Raw genomic sequence first — 16844 nt, 5'->3', positions numbered from 1 at the left:
GCGGCTGGCAGGATTCGAACCCACGACCCCTTGGTTCGTAGGCGCGGCACGCAGTATTTAGGTTTTTAAATCAGTAACTTGCGGTGCCTGCCGAATTCCAGATCGGCCAGTTCAGGGCACATTCCTGTCACATCCTATCTGGCCGGAGGCGCACTCGGACGCGGCCGCCTCCGCGGCATGACTTTGGCCAAGTGTCCGGCGGTGAGGCTTATTCCACAGAACTCCTCTCTGGCGTTCATTTCAGGCTTTACATCGGCTTTAGTGTCTGACTAGACTTCTCGCTACTGCTCGGGAAGAGCAGAGCCAGCGCGGACTTTCGCCTGGTCGCTGGGATGGCAATCTCTCAGTGCCCGACGCTGATCGCAATGACACGCGGGACTTCAGTTTCAATACTTGGAGTCTTCTGTCATGACGAATCTTCAGTCTCTTCGGCAGCAAGCTGCTCGCCGCCAATCGCTCCGCTGCTACTACTGCGAGTGCCCGATGTGGGAGCGCGATGCGACCACATTGTCAGCAAGTTTCGGCCTGTCCAAAGCGCAAGCCAATCTTCTGCGCTGCACGGCTGAACACCTGAGGCCCAAGTCGGAGGGTGGGCCGGCGAACAGGACGAACATCGTGGCCGCATGCCTTTTCTGCAACCGCACCCGGCACAAGGCGAAAAATCCGCGTTGCCCTGAGAGCTATAAGAAATATGTCCGTAAGCGTATGCAGAGAGGCCGCTGGCTGACAGGACTGTTCGTTTTCCGAACTCTAGAGTAGTACCACTTGGGTCCAGAGTGCGTACTCTGAAACGCTGGCCGTGGCAGGGATCAGACTATGTGCGGCTTTTGCCATCACGAGTTGCCAGAGTTGGAATCCGATGATGCCCGACTCCATACCCCGGTCGCGTCTACAGTCAAAACCCCCCGCTCCTTTGCCTTGACGAGTTGTATCGGACTACTCTGTGAAGAACATGGCCGCCATCCTGGCCGAGCGGCGCGGCGCCCTGTGCGTCACCCGCCCGGCCGGCATCATTAGCGGTTCGTTCTAATCCGCTTCGGCGGGTTGATCCCCGGCGGATTCGGCCGTCGGGCCGGGTCTAAGTGCCGAGTCACCCGGTTTCGGAAAGCAACCTGCACAGCCGGCGGCGTGTTTGACGTTGCGTCGCTTCCAGCACGCGCGGCCTGCACTTTCATCCAAGACTTGTGAAAGGTAATCTCGGCGTGTGGGCTGGACGAAGCTTTTGGCTCCCATGAGACCCATCGCGATCACAGTTGCCGGTGAAACCTATTCGTCGATATCCGCTGCGTGCGAGCGCTTTGGCGTATCGCCGCAAACCGCCGCCAGACGATTGCGCGACGGTTGGAGCGCTGAACAAGCGTTCGGGCTCGAACTGGCCCCCGCCTCGCACCATGACGGAATTGAAGTCCGCACATCCGAAGGAGTCTTTCGAAGCGTTTCCGAAGCGGCTGCGCGTTTCGGGCTGAAGGCCGGAACGATTCACGCTCGCTTACGGAAGGGCTGGTCGCCAGATGAAGCGGTGGGGATCGCGAAGCGTCCTCGCTCTCCAAAGAATACGGGCGCCGTCAGCTGCGCCGGGGAACGCTTCCCTAACATCAAGTCACTTGCGGAGCGATACGGCCTTCGACGTGCGCTCGTCTATAAGCGGATTCGCTCAGGTTGGACGCCAGAGCAGGCAGTAGAGCGACAAGAACCTCCCCCGAGGTTTCGTAACCAGGTTGGGGGCGCTCGCACTCGTCACTGGAAGAAGGTGGATGTCGTCGATGGAAAGGAGATGCCCGGCGGCGAGGCGGGGGAGTACAAGCTCTACGTCATCAGGAACTCAGTCAACGGTCGCGAGTACGTTGGCATCACCGTGACGCCACTCGCGCTTCGCCTGCGGGGCCATCGCAAGAACGCGAGCATGGGCGTAAAGGGAAAGCTCTACAACGCAATGCGTCGATATGGCGCGGATGCGTTCAGCATCGAGTTGATTCGTAATGACGCGCGCGACTTTGGCGAGTTGCAGCGCCAAGAGATCGCCGAGATCGCCTGCCGAGACACCCTTAGAAACGGCTACAACACTAGCCCCGGCGGCTCAATCGGCACATCGAAGTCGATCTCCGTTGGCGGACGGCATTTCAGTTCTCTGGCCGCCGCCGCCGCGTATTTTGGAATTGATACGAACGTCTTTGGCTTGCGCTTGCGACGGCTCGGTTGGACGCCGGAGCAGGCTGCCGAGATCGAACCGAGAGAAAGGCACGCTCGAAGGCGAGTTCAGGTTGCCGGGAGGGGGTTTCCATCTCTCAAAGCAGCCGCCGCGAACTACGGTCTGGACTATGGGCTTGTGCATAGCCGAGTGGTTGCTAACGGCTGGAGCGTCGAGCAGGCGCTAGGCATTGCCCCCGCACCCGGCACCTCGCGCTACCAGGGTGTGAAGGTCCGGGCATTCGGCAAAGACTTCGCGTCATTTGCTGCCTGCGCCCGGGAGTTCGGAGTCAAGCCCGAGTCACTGCGAAACAGAGTGGTGAACATGGGAAGGTGCATTGAAGAGTCGATCAACCATCTGCTGAGTCAACGCCACAAACGTTTTTGACTGCGGATTCTGTATCTAACGCCATATCAGCGGAATGTTGAAATTGGCGACGGTAGATGCCCTACCAGTAACCATCGTTTCTGTCCGGTACTTTGGCAAACTCCACAAGTCTTTCGAGAACCGCTTCGCATGCTTCGATGAGGGCTGGAAACTTGTCCAAACCCAGATAAGTGCACTCGTGCACAACGAGGTTGCGGTACTTCACTGCCCACAAGAAAAGCTGCCAATTGTCCTCGTCGAAAAATCGCGCGGGATCTGCGATGCCATGCGCAGCGAGGTACTGCTCAACCAAGACATCAGGATTAGTCCTCCGAACCTGTTTATAGCGAGCCTCAATGTCCGCCTTGCTCGGCCGCCCTCGGCGCAGCGTTAAGGTGCGCGCAAGCGCCTCGACTGCCGACACAGACGTGACGAGTCGGTTCGGGCCGAAGTGGTGATCTTCGAGACGTTGACGGATGATGCGTAGCCGTTGCCTCGGCGTCGCCGTAACGTATACGCGGCGGAGATTCTGCAATTCCGAAACAAAGTCCATCCCCGGGGGAATCAGTGCCATCTGACGGGCTCCTGAGCCTATTCAATGCGAAATTGCCTGCGATGGTTAGGCCATTGTTTCCTTGAATTGTCAACTGCCAGGATTGCCGAGACACTCACTTTGGTGTCCCAGGTAGTGGAGAAGAGACGCGGCGCATTCGTCATTCAGATGATCATGCTCGAGATCGTCATCCGCACCGGGCTCGCGCTGCCAAAAGGCGCAACCTGTTGCCGGCGAGGCGTGGCGCCTGATCTAGCCGTCGTGGCCGCCTAGCTCGAGCAGGTGCGTGCAATAGCGGCACGGTCTAGCGGTGCCGGAGAAAGTGCGGGTACTCATGCCGGCAGGATGCAGGATCGGCGGCGGCGGTATCGGCGCAACAGTCTAGGCCGACTGGCTGAGCCGCGATCCCGGACTATCCCGGATAGCGGGCAGTCCCGACTGCTATCCCCGCGCTATCCCGGCCAGAAAAGAAAAAGGGCCTAGATTTCTCTAAGCCCTTGAAAAGAGTGGCGCGGCTGGCAGGATTCGAACCCACGACCCCTTGGTTCGTAGCCAAGTACTCTATCCAACTGAGCTACAGCCGCGCAGACTTGAAAGTATAGCAGGTTTTTTCGGCTTGTCTCGCCCCGTGGCGGGAACCCCAGCCGGGGGGCCACGCCACGCGAGCTGTCCGCCCCCTGCCTCCTCAGGCGTCGCTGCCGGCATTCGGGAAGAAGAGCTGCTCGCCGTCGATCTTGTACGAACCGATGGCTGCCTGTCCTTCGGGGGAAAGCAGCCAGTCGATGAAGGCCTGGCCCGCCTTCTGCTTGACGTGCGGATGCCTGGCCGGGTTGACCAGCATCACGCCGTACTGGTTGAACAGGCGCTTGTCCCCTTCGACCGAGATCACCAGCTCGGCGCGGTTCTTGAACGACAGCCAGGTGCCGCGGTCGGCCAGGATATAGGCGTTCATGCCGGCGGCGCTGTTCAGCGCCGGCCCCATGCCGGAACCGGTCTCGCGGTACCAGCTCCCCGACCCGGTCTTGGGATCCACCTCGGCCATCTTCCAGAACCGAAGCTCTGCGGCATGCGTGCCGCTGCGGTCGCCGCGCGACACGAAGGGCGCCCTGGCCCCGGCGATCTTCTTCAGCGCGCCGACCACGTCCTTGCTGCCGCCGACCCTGGCCGGGTCCGACTTCGGTCCGACCAGCACGAAGTCGTTGTACATGACGGGCTGGCGCCTCACTCCGAAGCCTTCGGCCACGAACTTCTCCTCGGCCACTCGGTCGTGCACGAATACGACGTCGGCGTCGCCGCGCCGGCCGATGTCCAGCGCCTGGCCGGTGCCCACGGCCACGACCTTGACTGAGATGCCCGTCTTCTTCTCGAAGATCGGCAGGATGTGCCTGAACAGGCCCGACTGCTCGGTCGAGGTGGTCGACGAGACGGTGATCGACTCTGCCGCCTGGGCGCTGGCGGCGCCGAGCGGAAGCAGGGCGACGAGGGCCGCTGCGGCGCCCACGGAGAGGGCGGTGAGCCTCCGGCGCGCGTCGGACAGGCTCAGCTTGCGGGAATCGCCGCGGGTTGCCATGGCAGTTCTCCTTGAAGGAATCGTTGCGCCTCGCGGGTTCGCGGGGCTCGGAAGAAGTCCTGGGCGCGGCCGCGCTCCAGCAGGCGACCGGCGCTCAGGAACAGCACCTCGTCGGCGAGCCTCGCCACCTGGCCCAGGTTGTGCGAGGTCATCAGAACCCGGCAGCCGCTCGCGGCGATCTCGCGGATCAGCGCTTCGATCGACTCCCGGGCGGCCGGGTCCAGTGCGGCGGTCGGCTCGTCGAGCAGCAGCAGCCTGGGACCGGTGAGCCAGGCGCGGGCGATCGCCACGCGCTGCCTTTCGCCGCCGGACAGCTTGAGCGCCGGCGCATCGGCAAGCGCCGACAGGCCGACCCGCTCGAGCATGGCCAGGGCACGCTCGCGCAGCAGACTCTTCGGCAAGCCGCACGCGTGGCGGGCGAGCAGCAGGTTGTCCAGCACGCTGCCCCGGAAGAGTGACGGATGCTGGAAGACCAGTGCCTGGCCCTCGAAGGCGGTGTCGTCGGCCGGCGGCTCGCGGCCCTCGAAGCGAACCCGCCCGGCATCCGGGCGCAACAGGCCGTGGGCGATTCGCAGCGTGACCGTCTTTCCTGCGCCGTTGGGGCCGATCAGCGCGCAGATCGAGGCGTCGCTCCATGCGAGGCCGATGCCGTCGAGCACGGTCCGGCCGCCGGGCCGGAAGCAGATGCCGTCGAGCTCGAGGAGCGGCGAAGCCATCGCGCTCAGGACCCGAAGCGGCGCATCGCGAAGCCGCGGGTCGCGCTCGCGACGAGGTTCAGGCCGAGCACGATCGACATAAGCAGCATGCCGAGCGCCAGCGCCAGCGCGAGATCGCCCTTGCTGGTCTCCAGCGCGATCGCGGTGGTCATCGTTCGGGTGATGCGATCGATGTTGCCGCCGACGATCATCACCGCGCCGACCTCGGAGATCGCCCTGCCCAGGCCGGCCAGCAGGATCGCGACCAGCGAAAACCGGGTGTGCCACAGCAGCACGCCGATCCGGTTGCGAAGCGGCAGGCGCAGCGAGCGCAGCGCCTCGCCGTGCTCCCGCCAGGCATCGTCGATCATCTGCCGGGTCAGGGCCGCGATCAGGGGCAGCGTCAGGCAGGTCTGCGCGATCACCATCGCCGACGGGGTGAACAGCAGCCCGAGCGGCCCGAGCGGGCCGCTTCGCGACAGCAGCAGGTAGACGATGACGCCCACGATGACCGAGGGCAGGCCCATGAAGGTGTTCATCGCGACGGCGACCGCAGGCTTGCCGGGGAAGCGGGCGATCGCGACCAGGGCCCCGAGCGGGAGCCCGATCAGGGCGCCCAGCGTGACGGCGCTCAGGCTCACCTTGAGCGAGAGCAGCGCGATGGCGGCCACGTCGCCTTCGAAGTGGCGCAGCAGGGCCAGCGCCTCGCGCAGTGCATCGGGAATCATCGCGCGAGTATATGAAACGGCTGAAATTAGCCTACCATTCGGCAAAGATTTGCATATTCGGGAAAGACCATGGTTCGACGCAAGCGAAGCATCGGCGGCGCGGAGGGCGCGGCGCTGTCTCCCAGGATCGAGCTTGCGCTGCCGGCGGGAGAGGGCGCGGAGTCGCCCGACCTGGTCGCGCTGTCACGGCTGCTCGCGGCTCTTGACGTCTCGCCCAGGATGGCAGCGGCCGCCAGCGAGCTGGACGTCTCCTACCGGACCGCCTGGGGCAGGATCGTGGCGGCCGAGCGCCGGACCGGGCTGCGCCTGGTCGAGCGGGTGAAGGGGCACGGCAGCCGCGTCACCGACGCCGGCCGGGCGCTGGTTGCCGCGGTCGGCGCCTTCGAGAAGGAGGCCGAGCGCAGCCTGCGCGGCCCGATGGGCAAGCTGTCTGCCGGGCTGGCGGCGATCTCGGCGAACGCGGCGCCCCAAGCGCTGCGGCTTGCGGCGAGCCATGACCTGCTGCTGCAGCGCTGCCTGGCGGAGCGGCTCGCCACCGGCGTGGCGGTTCGCTTCGTAGGCTCGGCCGACGCGCTCGAGGCGCTCGGACGCGGCGAAGCCGAGCTCGCCGGGTTCCACGTGCCGGCCGGCCAGCGCCCGGCGGCGCCGGTGCTGGCCAGCGGGGTCAGGAGCTTCCTGGCGGCCCTGGCGCGACGGGAGCAGGGGCTGATCGTGGCCGCCGGCAATCCGAAGCGGATCCGCGACGTGACCGACCTTGCGCGCCCGGGCCTGCGCTTCGTTAACCGGCAGCGCGGCGCCGCGACCCGCAGCTGGCTCGACCGGCTGCTGCAGGAGCAGGGCGTAGACCCCGGCAGCATCGCGGGTTACGAGATCGAGGAGGCGTCGCATCTTGCAGTGGCCGCCACGGTCGCTGCGGGCGACGCGGACGCCGGTTTCGGGCTGAAGGCGGCCGCGCTGCGCTTCGGCCTGGGGTTCGTGCCGATCGGCGTGGAGACCTACTGGCTGGCCGGGGACTCCGGGCTGAGGCGGGATGCGCGGGTGCGCGAACTGATCGCCGCGATGCGCAGCCTCGCGGGGGCCAGCGAGGGATACGAGGTGGCCGGCGCGAACGCCGAGGCCGCTGCCGCGCGACCCGCATCTTCGGCGGCAAGAGCAAGAGTCAGGACCGAATAACCATAATATGAAATGAGAATTCGGATTCTGAAAATTTTTCTTGTCTTTTGCGGGGCCGCTTTCTAGAATCGGCCGGAACATCCAGCCGATCGGAAGAAAGAGGAGAAGCCATGTCAGCGGTTCCCAGCCAGCTGCCCGCAGCGAACGACCCCGTCGACATCGACGCCCTCGAGACCAGCGAATGGCTGGATGCGCTCGAAGCGGTCATCGACCGCGAGGGGCCCGAGCGGGCGCACTTCCTGCTCGAGCGGATGATCGAAAAGGCTCGTCGTTCCGGCGCCTACATTCCTTTCTCCGCCAACACCGCCTACGTCAACACGATTCCGCCGCAGCTCGAGGCGCGCTCGCCCGGCAACGCGGAGTACGAGGAGCGGATCCGCTCGTTCATTCGCTGGAACGCGATGGCGATGGTGGTGCGCGCCAACAAGCACAACCCGCCCGACGGCGGCGACCTCGGCGGCCACATCGCGTCCTTCGCGTCGCTGGCCACGATGATCGGCACCGGCATGAACCACTTCTGGAACGCGCCGCACGAAGGGCACGGCGGCGACCTGGTCTACTTCCAGGGCCACTCGGCGCCGGGCATCTACGGTCGCGCCTTCCTCGAGGGCCGTCTCACCGAGGAGCAGCTCGACCATTTCCGCCAGGAGGTGCAGGGCAAGGGCCTGTCCTCGTATCCGCATCCGAAGCTGATGCCGGAGTTCTGGCAGTTCCCGACCGTGTCGATGGGCCTGGGCCCGCTGATGGCGATCTACCAGGCGCGCTTCCTGAAGTACCTGCACGCCCGCGGCATCGCCGACACCAGCAAGCGCAAGGTCTGGGTGTTCTGCGGCGACGGCGAGATGGACGAGCCCGAGTCGCTCGGCGCGATCAGCCTCGCGGCGCGCGAGAAGCTCGACAACCTGGTCTTCGTGATCAACTGCAACCTGCAGCGGCTCGACGGCCCGGTGCGCGGCAACGGCAAGATCATGCAGGAGCTCGAGGGCGACTTCCGCGGCTCGGGCTGGAACGTGATCAAGCTGATCTGGGGCTCGTACTGGGACCCGCTGCTCGCCCGCGACAAGGAAGGCATCCTGCAGCGGGTGATGGAAGAAACCGTCGACGGGGAGTACCAGGCCTACAAGGCCAACGACGGCGCCTTCGTTCGCAAGCACTTCTTCGGAAAGCACCCGAAGCTGCTCGAGATGGTCTCGCGGATGACCGACGACGACATCTGGCGCCTGAACCGCGGCGGCCACGACCCGCACAAGGTGTACGCCGCCTTCCACGCGGCCACGCATCACAAGGGCCAGCCGACCGTGCTGCTCGTAAAGACGGTCAAGGGCTACGGCATGGGGCGCGCCGGCGAGGCGAAGAACCCGACCCACCAACTCAAGAAGCTCGACGCCGACTCGATCCGCGAGTTCCGCGACCGCTTCAACATCCCGATTCCCGACGACAAGCTCGCGGAAGTCCCGTTCTACAAGCCGGACCCCGAATCGCCCGAGATGAAGTACATGCTCGAGCGCCGGGCCGCGCTGGGAGGCTCGCTGCCGCAACGGCGCCCGAAGTCCAGCGAGAAGCTGCCGGTGCCGGGGCTCGACGCCTTCAAGGCGGTGCTGGAGCCGACCGCCGAGGGCCGCGAGATCTCCACGACCCAGGCCTTCGTGCGGGTGCTGACCGCGCTGGTGCGCGACAAGACCCTCGGCCCGCGCGTGGTGCCGATCGTGCCCGACGAGGCCCGCACCTTCGGCATGGAGGGGATGTTCCGCCAGCTCGGCATCTACTCGCCCGAAGGACAGAAGTACACGCCGGTCGACAAGGACCAGGTCATGTACTACCGCGAGGACGCCGCCGGCCAGATCCTCGAGGAGGGGATCAACGAGGCGGGCGCCTTCAGCTCGTGGATCGCGGCCGCGACGTCGTACTCGACGAACGACCGCATCATGGTGCCGTTCTACATCTACTACTCGATGTTCGGCTTCCAGCGCGTGGGCGACCTGGCCTGGGCGGCCGGCGACATGCAGGCGCGCGGCTTCCTGCTCGGCGGCACCGCCGGCCGGACCACGCTAAACGGCGAGGGCCTGCAGCACGAGGACGGCCACAGCCACATCATGTCGTCGACGATCCCGAACTGCGTGTCCTACGACCCGACCTTCGCGCACGAGGTCGCGGTGATCATCCAGCACGGCCTGAAGCGCATGGTCGAGGACCAGGAAAACGTCTTCTACTACCTCACGCTGATGAACGAGAACTATCCGCACCCGGGGCTGAAGCCCGGTGACGAGGACGGGATCGTTCGCGGCGGCTACCTGCTGAAGGCGGGTCCGAAGAAGGCCGAGCACCGGGTGCAGCTGCTGGGCTCGGGCACGATCCTGCGCGAGGTGATGGCCGCCGCCGAGATGCTCGAGAAGGACTGGGGCATCGCCGGCGACGTCTGGAGCATCACCAGCTTCACCGAGCTGCGCCGCGACGGCATGGACTGCGAGCGCTGGAACCTGCTGCACCCGACCAGCAAGGCGAAGGTTCCGTACCTGACCGCGCTGCTCGACAAGACCAGCGGCCCGGTCGTGGCCTCGACCGACTACATGAAGCTGTTCGCCGACCAGGTCCGGCCCTTCATCCCGAAGGGGCGCAGCTACAAGGTGCTGGGCACCGACGGCTTCGGCCGCTCCGATTTCCGCTACCGGCTGCGCGAGCACTTCGAGGTGGACCGTCGTTTCGTGACGATCGCCGCGCTGAAGTCGCTGGCCGACGAGGGCGCGATCCCGGCGAAGAAGGTCGCCGACGCGATCCGCAAGTACGGCGTCGATCCCGAGAAGAGCAACCCGCACCACGCCTGACCGGACCGTTCACCGAGAGAGAAGAAGATGAGCATGATCGAAGTGAAGGTTCCGGACATCGGCGACTTCAAGGAGGTCGAAGTCATCGAGGTCCTGGTGGCGGAGGGCGACACGATCGCGGTCGAGCAGTCGCTGATCACCGTGGAGTCCGACAAGGCCTCGATGGAGATTCCGTCCACCGCGGCCGGCCTGCTGAAGCAGCTGAAGGTCAAGGTCGGCGACAAGGTGTCCGAAGGCAGCCTGCTCGCGCTGCTCGAGGCTGCCGGCGAGGCCGCGGCCCCGGCACGCCCCGAGGCCGAGACGCCCGCGCCGGCTCCGGCACGGCCCGAGGCGGAGGCGCCCGCGCCGGCGCCCCAGGAGGCAACGGCGTCCGCCCCAGCGCAGGCCGCGCCCGCGGCGCCGCGACCGGCGGCCGCCGTCGTCGAGACCGCGGTCCCGGCGCCCAGCCGCGCGCCGTCGCCTACCGCGGCCCTCGCCGAAGGGGAGGGCGCGCACGTGGTGAAGCCGCACGCGTCGCCGTCGGTGCGCCGCTTCGCGCGCGAGCTCGGCGTCGACCTGTCCCGGGTCACGGGAAGCGGCCCCAAGCAGCGCATCACCCACGACGACGTTCGCGCCTGGGTCAAGGGCGCGATCGCCCGCGCCGAGGGCGCCGCCCCGGCGGCCGGCGCCCCGGCCGGCGAGGCGGGCGCGGCGCTCGGGCTGATTCCGTGGCCCAAGGTCGATTTCGCGAAGTTCGGGCCGGTCGAGACGAAACCCGTCGCCCGCATCCGCAGGATCTCGGCGGCGAACCTGCACCGCAACTGGGTGATGATCCCGCACGTCACCAACCACGACGAGGCGGACATCACCGACCTGGAGGCCTTCCGCGTCCAGCTGAACCAGGAGCAGGGCAAGGCCGGCGTCAAGGTCACGATGCTCGCCTTCCTGATCAAGGCCTGCGTGTCGGCGCTGCAGAAGTTCCCCGAATTCAATTCGTCGCTGGACGGCGAGAACATCGTCCTGAAGAACTACTGGCACATCGGCTTCGCCGCGGACACGCCCAACGGGCTGATGGTCCCGGTGATCCGCGACGCCGACAAGAAGGGGATCTTCCAGATCGCGAAGGAAACGGCCGAGCTCGCCGCGAAGGCGCGCGAGGGCAAGCTGTCGCCGGCCGACATGCAGGGCGGCACCTTCTCGATCTCCAGCCTGGGCGGCATCGGCGGCACCTACTTCACACCGATCATCAATGCGCCCGAGGTCGCGATCCTCGGCGTGTGCCGCTCGTTCACCAAGCCGGTCTGGGACGGCAAGGCCTTCCAGCCGCGGCTGATCCTGCCGCTGTCGCTGTCCTGGGACCACCGGGTCGTCGACGGCGCCGCCGCGGCGCGCTTCAACGTCTACCTGGCCCAGCTGCTCGCGGACTTTCGCCGCGTGATGCTCTGATGTCCCGAACGAGGCGATAGAACGATGAGCACGATCGAAGTGAAGGTTCCGGACATCGGCGATTTCAAGGACGTCGAGGTCATCGAGGTGCTGGTCGGCCCCGGCGACACGATCGCGGTCGAGCAGTCGCTGATCACGGTGGAATCCGACAAGGCCTCGATGGAGATTCCGTCGTCGGTCGCAGGCGTCGTGAAGGCGATGCGGGTCAAGGTCGGCGACAAGGTGTCCGAGGGCTCGGTGCTGCTCGAGCTCGAGCCGGCCGGGGCAGGGCAGCCGGCCGCGCAGGCGACGGCACCGGCCGGCGCGTCGGCAGCCGCCCCTGCGGCGGCGCCGGCCCAGGCCCCCGCTGCGCAGGCGGCGCCGGCCGCCGCCGCGCAAGCTGCCGCGCCGGCTCCCGCCGCTGCTAGGGCGGCAAACCTGCCGCCTGCCGACCATCAGTGCCAGCTGGTGGTGCTCGGCGGCGGCCCGGGCGGCTACTCGGCGGCCTTCCGGGCGGCCGACCTCGGCATGGACGTCGTGCTCGTCGAGCGCTACCCGAATCTGGGCGGCGTCTGCCTGAACGTGGGCTGCATCCCGTCCAAGGCGCTGCTGCACGTGGCGGCCGTGATCGACGAGGCCCGGCACTTCGAGCGCTACGGCGTGACCTTCGGCGAGCCGAAGATCGACCTCGACGCGCTGCGCGGTCACAAGGAGAAGGTGGTCGGCAAGCTGACCGGCGGCCTGGCCGGCATGGCCAAGGGCCGCAAGGTCCGGGTGATCCGCGGCTACGGCCACTTCGTCGACCCGAACCATCTGGAAATCGAGCTCACCGAAGGCAGCGGGCAGGACAAGACCGGCAAGACCGAAGTGCTGCGCTTCGAGCAGGCGATCGTCGCCGCCGGCTCGGCTGCCGTGAGGCTGCCCTTCCTGCCCGACGACCCGCGCATCGTCGATTCGACCGGCGCGCTGCAACTGCCCAAGGTGCCTAAGCGCATGCTGGTCATCGGCGGCGGCATCATCGGCCTGGAGATGGCCTCGGTGTACTCGACGCTGGGCGCGCGCATCGACGTGGTGGAGATGCTCGACGGCCTGATGACCGGCGCCGACCGCGACCTGGTCCGGGTCTGGCAGAAGCACAACGAGAAGCGCTTCGACCGGATCATGCTGCGCACGAAAACGGTCAAGGCCGAGGCGCGCGACGACGGGATCCACGTCTGGTTCGAGGGCGAGAACGCGCCCGAGGGCGGGGCGCCGCAGGTCTACGACCTGGTGCTCAGCGCGGTGGGCCGCAGCCCGAACGGGCGCAAGATCGGCGCGGATCGCGCGGGCATCGAGGTGAACGAGCGCGGCTTCATCGCGGTCGACCGCCAGATGCGCACCAGCGTCCCGCACATCTTCGCGATCGGCGACATCGTCGGCCAGCCGATGCTGGCGCACAAGGCCGTGCACGAGGGACACGTCGCGGCCGAGGTCGCCGCCGGCCACAAGGCATTCTTCGACGCGCACGTGATCCCGTCGGTGGCCTACACCGACCCGGAGGTCGCCTGGGTCGGGCTGACCGAAGACGACGCGAAGAAACAGGGGCTGAAGGTCGGCAAGGCGGTGTTCCCCTGGGCGGCCTCGGGCCGGGCGATCGCCAACGGCCGGGACGAGGGCTTCACCAAGCTGCTGTTCGACGAGCAGACGCATCGCGTGGTCGGCGGCGGCATCGTCGGCACCCACGCCGGCGACATGATCGGCGAGGTGGCGCTCGCGATCGAGATGGGCGCCGATGCGACCGACATCGGCCGCACGATCCACCCGCACCCCACGCTGGGCGAGTCGATCGGCATGGCCGCGGAAGTCTTCGAGGGCACCTGCACCGACCTGCCTGCGCCGAAGAAGCGTTGAAGCGGGAGGCGGCGCTCCGTCGCTGACGGCGGCGTCTCCCCTTCGCCCGCGGCGACGCCCCCTTCGCTGACAATTGTTAGCGGATGACCTTCCGTTGGCAGGGGGAGGGCATCCCGGGTAGGATCGCCGGCGCGGAGGGGTTTACAATCCGGCTCCGTCGATCGGGCGTATCCGCCACCAGCGGAAGCGAGTTCGGACTCCATTCGCCCGGTCCGCAACGAATCGTCCCAAGGAGACAATCGATGGATCGTCGTTCAGCACTGAAGAAGACCCTGACCGCCGGCGCCGCCGCCGGTGCCGCCACGCTCGCGGCCCCCGCGATCTCGCAGGGCAAGATCGAGTGGCGGATGGTCACCACCTGGCCGAAGAACTTCCCGGGCCTGGGCGTCGGCGCCGAGAACCTGGCCAAGCGCATCAACACGATGTCGGGCGGCCGCCTGACGATCAAGGTCTTCGCGGCGGGCGAGATGGTCCCGCCGCTGCAGGCGCTCGACGCGGTCATCAACGGCACCGCCGAAATGAGCCACGGCGCCGCCTACTACTGGCAGAACAAGAACCCCGGCCTCGCTTTCTTCACCGGCGTGCCCTACGGCATGACCTCCCGCGAGCTGGCGGCCTGGGTGCGCTACCTCGGCGGCCAGCAGATCTGGGACGAGATCTACGACCAGTTCGGCGTGCAGGGCTTCCTGTCCGGCGACACCGGCACGCAGGCCGGCGGCTGGTTCCGCAAGGAGCTGAAGAGCCTGGCCGACATCAAGGGCATCCGCTTCCGCACGCCGGGCCTCGGCGGCCGGGTGTGGCAGGCGCTGGGCGCCTCGGTCACCAACATGGCCGCCGGCGAGATCTTCCAGGCCCTGCAGAGCGGCGCGCTGGACGCGGCCGAGTTCGTCGGCCCGTACAACGACCTGGCGCTGGGCTTCCACCAGGTCGCCAAGAACTACTACCTGTCGAGCTTCGTCGAGGCGGGCCTCGCCACCGAGGCTGTCGTCAACAAGTCGAAGTTCAAGGCGCTGCCGGCCGACCTGCAGGAGATCGTCCGCACTGCCTGCCAGGCCGAGTACGACCAGGTGGCCTCGGATTTCTACGCCAACGACCCGCGCGCGCTGGAAACGCTGGTGAGCAAGCACGGCGTCGTGGTCCGCCAGTTCCCCGAGGACATCCTCGAGGCGGCCGCGAAGGCGTCGGCCGACGTGATCAACGGCATTCGCAGCAGCGACAACGCGCTCGCCAAGAAGACCGCCGATAGCTTCGTGTCGGCGCTCAAGCTGCTGCGCACGCGCTCCGAGGTGACCGACCTGCCGTACATGAACGCGCGCCAGAAGTACTACAAGCTGTAATCGCCAGGGGCATCGCCGGCGGCCGCCCTTCGGGGCGCTGCCGGGACACCCGCCTCCCGCGGCTGCTTGCGGCCGCGGGGGCGTTTCCTGAAAGGCCAGTCCCGGGACACCACCGCCGGGGAGCCCGCTCCATGAAGGCACTCGCCACTTTCGTCACCGCCGTCGGGCGCCTGAACGGCTTCGTCGGCAAGACCTTTTCCTGGCTCGCGCTCGGCGCGGTCCTCGTCTGCTTCGTCGTCGTCGTCCAGCGCTACGTGTTCTCGACGACGCAGATCTGGATGCAGGATCTCTACGTGTGGCTGAACGGCGCCATGTTCATGGCGGTGGCCGGCTACGGGCTGCTCACCGACAGCCACGTCCGCGTGGACATCTTCTATCGGCCAGCGCCTGCGCGGAAGAAGGCGGTGCTCGACATGATCGGCGTCGTCCTGTTCCTGCTGCCGTTCTGCGTGGTCGTCTGGCTGTGGGGCTTCGAGTACGTCCAGCGCTCCTGGATGCTCAAGGAAGGCTCGCCCAATCCCGGCGGCATGCCCGGCCTGTTCGTCCTCAAGACCTTCATCCTGGGCTTCGTCGTGCTGGTCGGGCTGCAGGGGCTCTCGATGCTGGCCCGCAGCATCCTCGTCCTCGGCGGTCGCGACGACCTGCTGCCCGAGGAATTCCGCTACGCGCGGGGATAGGCGCTCATGGATCCGGTCCTGCTCGGCGAGATCCTCGCCGTCCTGATGTTCCTCGGCGTCATCGCGACGCTGCTGATCGGCTTCCCGGTCGCCTTCTCGCTGGCCGGCGTCTCGCTGATCTTCTCGCTGGTCGGCTGGACGCTCGGCGTCTTCGATCCGTCGAACTTCGGCGCGCTCGCGTCGCGCTACGTCGGCTTCATGACGAACGAGGTGCTGGTCGCGGTGCCCTTGTTCATCTTCATGGGCACCGTGCTCGAACGCTCGCAGATCGCCGAGGAACTGCTCACCACGATGGGCAGGGTGTTCGGCAGCCTGCGCGGCGGCCTCGCGTTCTCGGTGATCGCGGTCGGCGCGCTGCTCGCCGCGTCCACCGGCGTCGTCGGCGCCACGGTCGTCACGATGGGCCTGATCAGCCTGCCTGCGATGATGCGCGCCGGCTACGACCCGAAGCTCGCCTGCGGCGTGATCTGCGCGTCGGGCACGCTCGGCCAGATCATCCCGCCGTCCACCGTGCTGATCTTCATGGGCGACATGCTGGCCGGCATCAACGCCCAGGTGCAGATGGCCAAGGGCAATTTCGCGCCCACCCCGGTGTCGGTCGGCGACCTGTTCGCCGGCGCGATGATCCCCGGCCTGCTGCTGGTCGGCCTATATTTTCTCTTCACGATCTGGAAGGCGGTCTTCGACCCGAAGTCCTGCCCGGCGATGGTCGTGTCGGCGGAGGAAAAGGCCGCCCTCGGCCGCGACGTGCTGACCGCGCTGCTGCCGCCGCTGCTGCTGATCATTGCCGTGCTGGGCTCGATCCTGGGCGGCATCGCCACGCCGACCGAGTCGGCGTCGGTTGGCGCGGTCGGGGCGGTCGTGCTCGCGATCGTCAAGCGCCGCTTCAGCCTCACGATGCTGCGCGAGGCGACGATCGGCACCGCAACGGTCACGTCGATGGTGTTCGTGATCCTGCTCGGCGCCGCGGTCTTCTCGATCGTGTTCCGGATGATGGGCGGCGACAACCTGGTCCACGAGTTCCTGTCCGACCTGCCCGGCGGGGAGATCGGCGCGCTGATCGTCGTGATGGCCGTCATGTTCGTGCTCGGCTTCATCCTCGACACCTTCGAGATCATCTTCATCGTGATCCCGATCACCGCGCCGGTGCTGCTGAACCTTGGCGTGGACCCGGTGTGGCTGGGCGTGCTGGTCGGCGTGAACCTGCAGACCAGCTTCCTGACGCCGCCCTTCGGCTTCGCGCTGTTCTACCTGCGCGGCGTGGCGCCGCCCGAGGTCAGCACCGGGCAGATCTACAAGGGCGCGGTGCCCTTCGTGGCCCTGCAGGTGATCGCGATCGCGATCCTGCTCAGCTTTCCGGCGCTGGCCACCTGGCTGCCGAGGGTGATCTACCAGTAGAAGGGGGCCGACGGGCCGACCCGAACAGTCGCGGCGGGGAAGT

The 16844-nt window shown here is 66.9% G+C and carries 12 protein-coding genes, 1 tRNA gene and 1 pseudogene; 9 read left to right on the top strand and 5 right to left on the bottom strand.

The genetic code is table 11. The annotated features are described in order from the left end of the window. Positions 1 to 408: 408 nt before the first annotated feature. Both M6I34_RS18245 and M6I34_RS02635 read left to right on the top strand, forming a co-directional pair. Entirely contained in the window at positions 409 to 759 is a 351-nt protein-coding gene (locus tag M6I34_RS18245; RefSeq protein ID WP_418953427.1) for an HNH endonuclease, read from the top strand. Between the two features lie 472 nt (positions 760 to 1231). After that, on the top strand, positions 1232 to 2575 hold the full coding sequence (locus tag M6I34_RS02635; RefSeq protein ID WP_272484161.1) for a GIY-YIG nuclease family protein: 1344 nt from the start codon (positions 1232 to 1234) through the stop codon (positions 2573 to 2575). A gap of 61 nt (positions 2576 to 2636) precedes the next feature. Here M6I34_RS02635 and M6I34_RS02630 read toward each other — a convergent pair whose 3' ends face one another. The 5 genes from M6I34_RS02630 to M6I34_RS02610 all read right to left on the bottom strand — a co-directional run bounded on the left by M6I34_RS02630 (position 2637) and on the right by M6I34_RS02610 (position 6100). Continuing rightward, entirely contained in the window at positions 2637 to 3128 is a 492-nt protein-coding gene (locus tag M6I34_RS02630; RefSeq protein WP_272484160.1) for a hypothetical protein, read from the bottom strand. A gap of 486 nt (positions 3129 to 3614) precedes the next feature. Continuing rightward, a tRNA-Arg gene (locus M6I34_RS02625) sits at positions 3615 to 3691 on the bottom strand. 101 nt (positions 3692 to 3792) lie between these two features. Then, the gene (locus M6I34_RS02620) at positions 3793 to 4677 is read right to left on the bottom strand and encodes an ABC transporter substrate-binding protein (RefSeq protein ID WP_272484159.1); all 885 of its coding nucleotides are present in this window, start codon (positions 4675 to 4677) and stop codon (positions 3793 to 3795) included. After that, on the bottom strand, positions 4647 to 5393 hold the full coding sequence (locus M6I34_RS02615) for an ABC transporter ATP-binding protein (RefSeq protein ID WP_272484158.1): 747 nt from the start codon (positions 5391 to 5393) through the stop codon (positions 4647 to 4649). The genes M6I34_RS02620 and M6I34_RS02615 overlap by 31 nt, the downstream gene beginning before the upstream one ends. A gap of 5 nt (positions 5394 to 5398) precedes the next feature. Then, positions 5399 to 6100 carry an ABC transporter permease gene (locus tag M6I34_RS02610; protein WP_272484157.1) on the bottom strand — a complete coding sequence of 234 codons (702 nt, stop codon included), beginning with the start codon at positions 6098 to 6100 and terminating at the stop codon, positions 5399 to 5401. Positions 6101 to 6169: 69 nt separating this feature from the next. Between M6I34_RS02610 and M6I34_RS02605 the strand changes: the two genes are divergently transcribed. The 7 genes and pseudogenes from M6I34_RS02605 to M6I34_RS02575 all read left to right on the top strand — a co-directional run bounded on the left by M6I34_RS02605 (position 6170) and on the right by M6I34_RS02575 (position 16801). Continuing rightward, positions 6170 to 7273: a helix-turn-helix transcriptional regulator gene (locus M6I34_RS02605; protein WP_272484156.1), complete on the top strand. Its 1104-nt coding sequence runs from the start codon at positions 6170 to 6172 to the stop codon at positions 7271 to 7273. A 110-nt stretch (positions 7274 to 7383) separates the two neighbouring features. Then, positions 7384 to 10095 (top strand): pyruvate dehydrogenase (acetyl-transferring), homodimeric type, encoded by a 2712-nt coding sequence (gene aceE / locus M6I34_RS02600; RefSeq protein WP_272484155.1) that lies wholly within the window; start codon positions 7384 to 7386, stop codon positions 10093 to 10095. A 24-nt stretch (positions 10096 to 10119) separates the two neighbouring features. Further along, positions 10120 to 11520: pseudogene (gene aceF, locus M6I34_RS02595) on the top strand (dihydrolipoyllysine-residue acetyltransferase); the annotation flags it as partial. A 24-nt stretch (positions 11521 to 11544) separates the two neighbouring features. Next, a complete protein-coding gene (gene lpdA / locus M6I34_RS02590; protein WP_272484154.1) occupies positions 11545 to 13389 on the top strand; it encodes a dihydrolipoyl dehydrogenase in 1845 nt (614 codons plus the stop codon). 242 nt (positions 13390 to 13631) lie between these two features. Further along, complete coding sequence (locus M6I34_RS02585) at positions 13632 to 14726, top strand: TRAP transporter substrate-binding protein (protein ID WP_272484153.1); 1095 nt, start codon at positions 13632 to 13634, stop codon at positions 14724 to 14726. A gap of 131 nt (positions 14727 to 14857) precedes the next feature. Further along, complete coding sequence (locus M6I34_RS02580; RefSeq protein ID WP_272484152.1) at positions 14858 to 15403, top strand: TRAP transporter small permease subunit; 546 nt, start codon at positions 14858 to 14860, stop codon at positions 15401 to 15403. A 6-nt stretch (positions 15404 to 15409) separates the two neighbouring features. Next, a complete protein-coding gene (locus tag M6I34_RS02575) occupies positions 15410 to 16801 on the top strand; it encodes a TRAP transporter large permease (RefSeq protein ID WP_272484151.1) in 1392 nt (463 codons plus the stop codon). Positions 16802 to 16844: the final 43 nt, after the last annotated feature.

This window comes from Zeimonas sediminis, assembly GCF_023721795.1.
In the GTDB taxonomy this organism is placed as follows: domain Bacteria; phylum Pseudomonadota; class Gammaproteobacteria; order Burkholderiales; family Burkholderiaceae_E; genus Zeimonas; species Zeimonas sediminis.
The sequence above is the reverse complement of the archived record's forward strand: the minus strand, read 5'-3'. Positions and strand labels throughout refer to the sequence as shown.

Excerpts from the sequence above, each read along its gene's own strand:
- M6I34_RS18245 (WP_418953427.1), top strand. The coding sequence starts at position 409 with ATGACGAATCTTCAGTCTCTTCGGCAGCAAGCTGCTCGCCGCCAATCG.
- M6I34_RS02635 (WP_272484161.1), top strand. The coding sequence starts at position 1,232 with ATGAGACCCATCGCGATCACAGTTGCCGGTGAAACCTATTCGTCGATA.
- M6I34_RS02630 (WP_272484160.1), bottom strand. The coding sequence starts at position 3,128 with ATGGCACTGATTCCCCCGGGGATGGACTTTGTTTCGGAATTGCAGAAT.
- M6I34_RS02620 (WP_272484159.1), bottom strand. The coding sequence starts at position 4,677 with ATGGCAACCCGCGGCGATTCCCGCAAGCTGAGCCTGTCCGACGCGCGC.
- M6I34_RS02615 (WP_272484158.1), bottom strand. The coding sequence starts at position 5,393 with ATGGCTTCGCCGCTCCTCGAGCTCGACGGCATCTGCTTCCGGCCCGGC.
- M6I34_RS02610 (WP_272484157.1), bottom strand. The coding sequence starts at position 6,100 with ATGATTCCCGATGCACTGCGCGAGGCGCTGGCCCTGCTGCGCCACTTC.
- M6I34_RS02605 (WP_272484156.1), top strand. The coding sequence starts at position 6,170 with ATGGTTCGACGCAAGCGAAGCATCGGCGGCGCGGAGGGCGCGGCGCTG.
- aceE (WP_272484155.1), top strand. The coding sequence starts at position 7,384 with ATGTCAGCGGTTCCCAGCCAGCTGCCCGCAGCGAACGACCCCGTCGAC.
- lpdA (WP_272484154.1), top strand. The coding sequence starts at position 11,545 with ATGAGCACGATCGAAGTGAAGGTTCCGGACATCGGCGATTTCAAGGAC.
- M6I34_RS02585 (WP_272484153.1), top strand. The coding sequence starts at position 13,632 with ATGGATCGTCGTTCAGCACTGAAGAAGACCCTGACCGCCGGCGCCGCC.
- M6I34_RS02580 (WP_272484152.1), top strand. The coding sequence starts at position 14,858 with ATGAAGGCACTCGCCACTTTCGTCACCGCCGTCGGGCGCCTGAACGGC.
- M6I34_RS02575 (WP_272484151.1), top strand. The coding sequence starts at position 15,410 with ATGGATCCGGTCCTGCTCGGCGAGATCCTCGCCGTCCTGATGTTCCTC.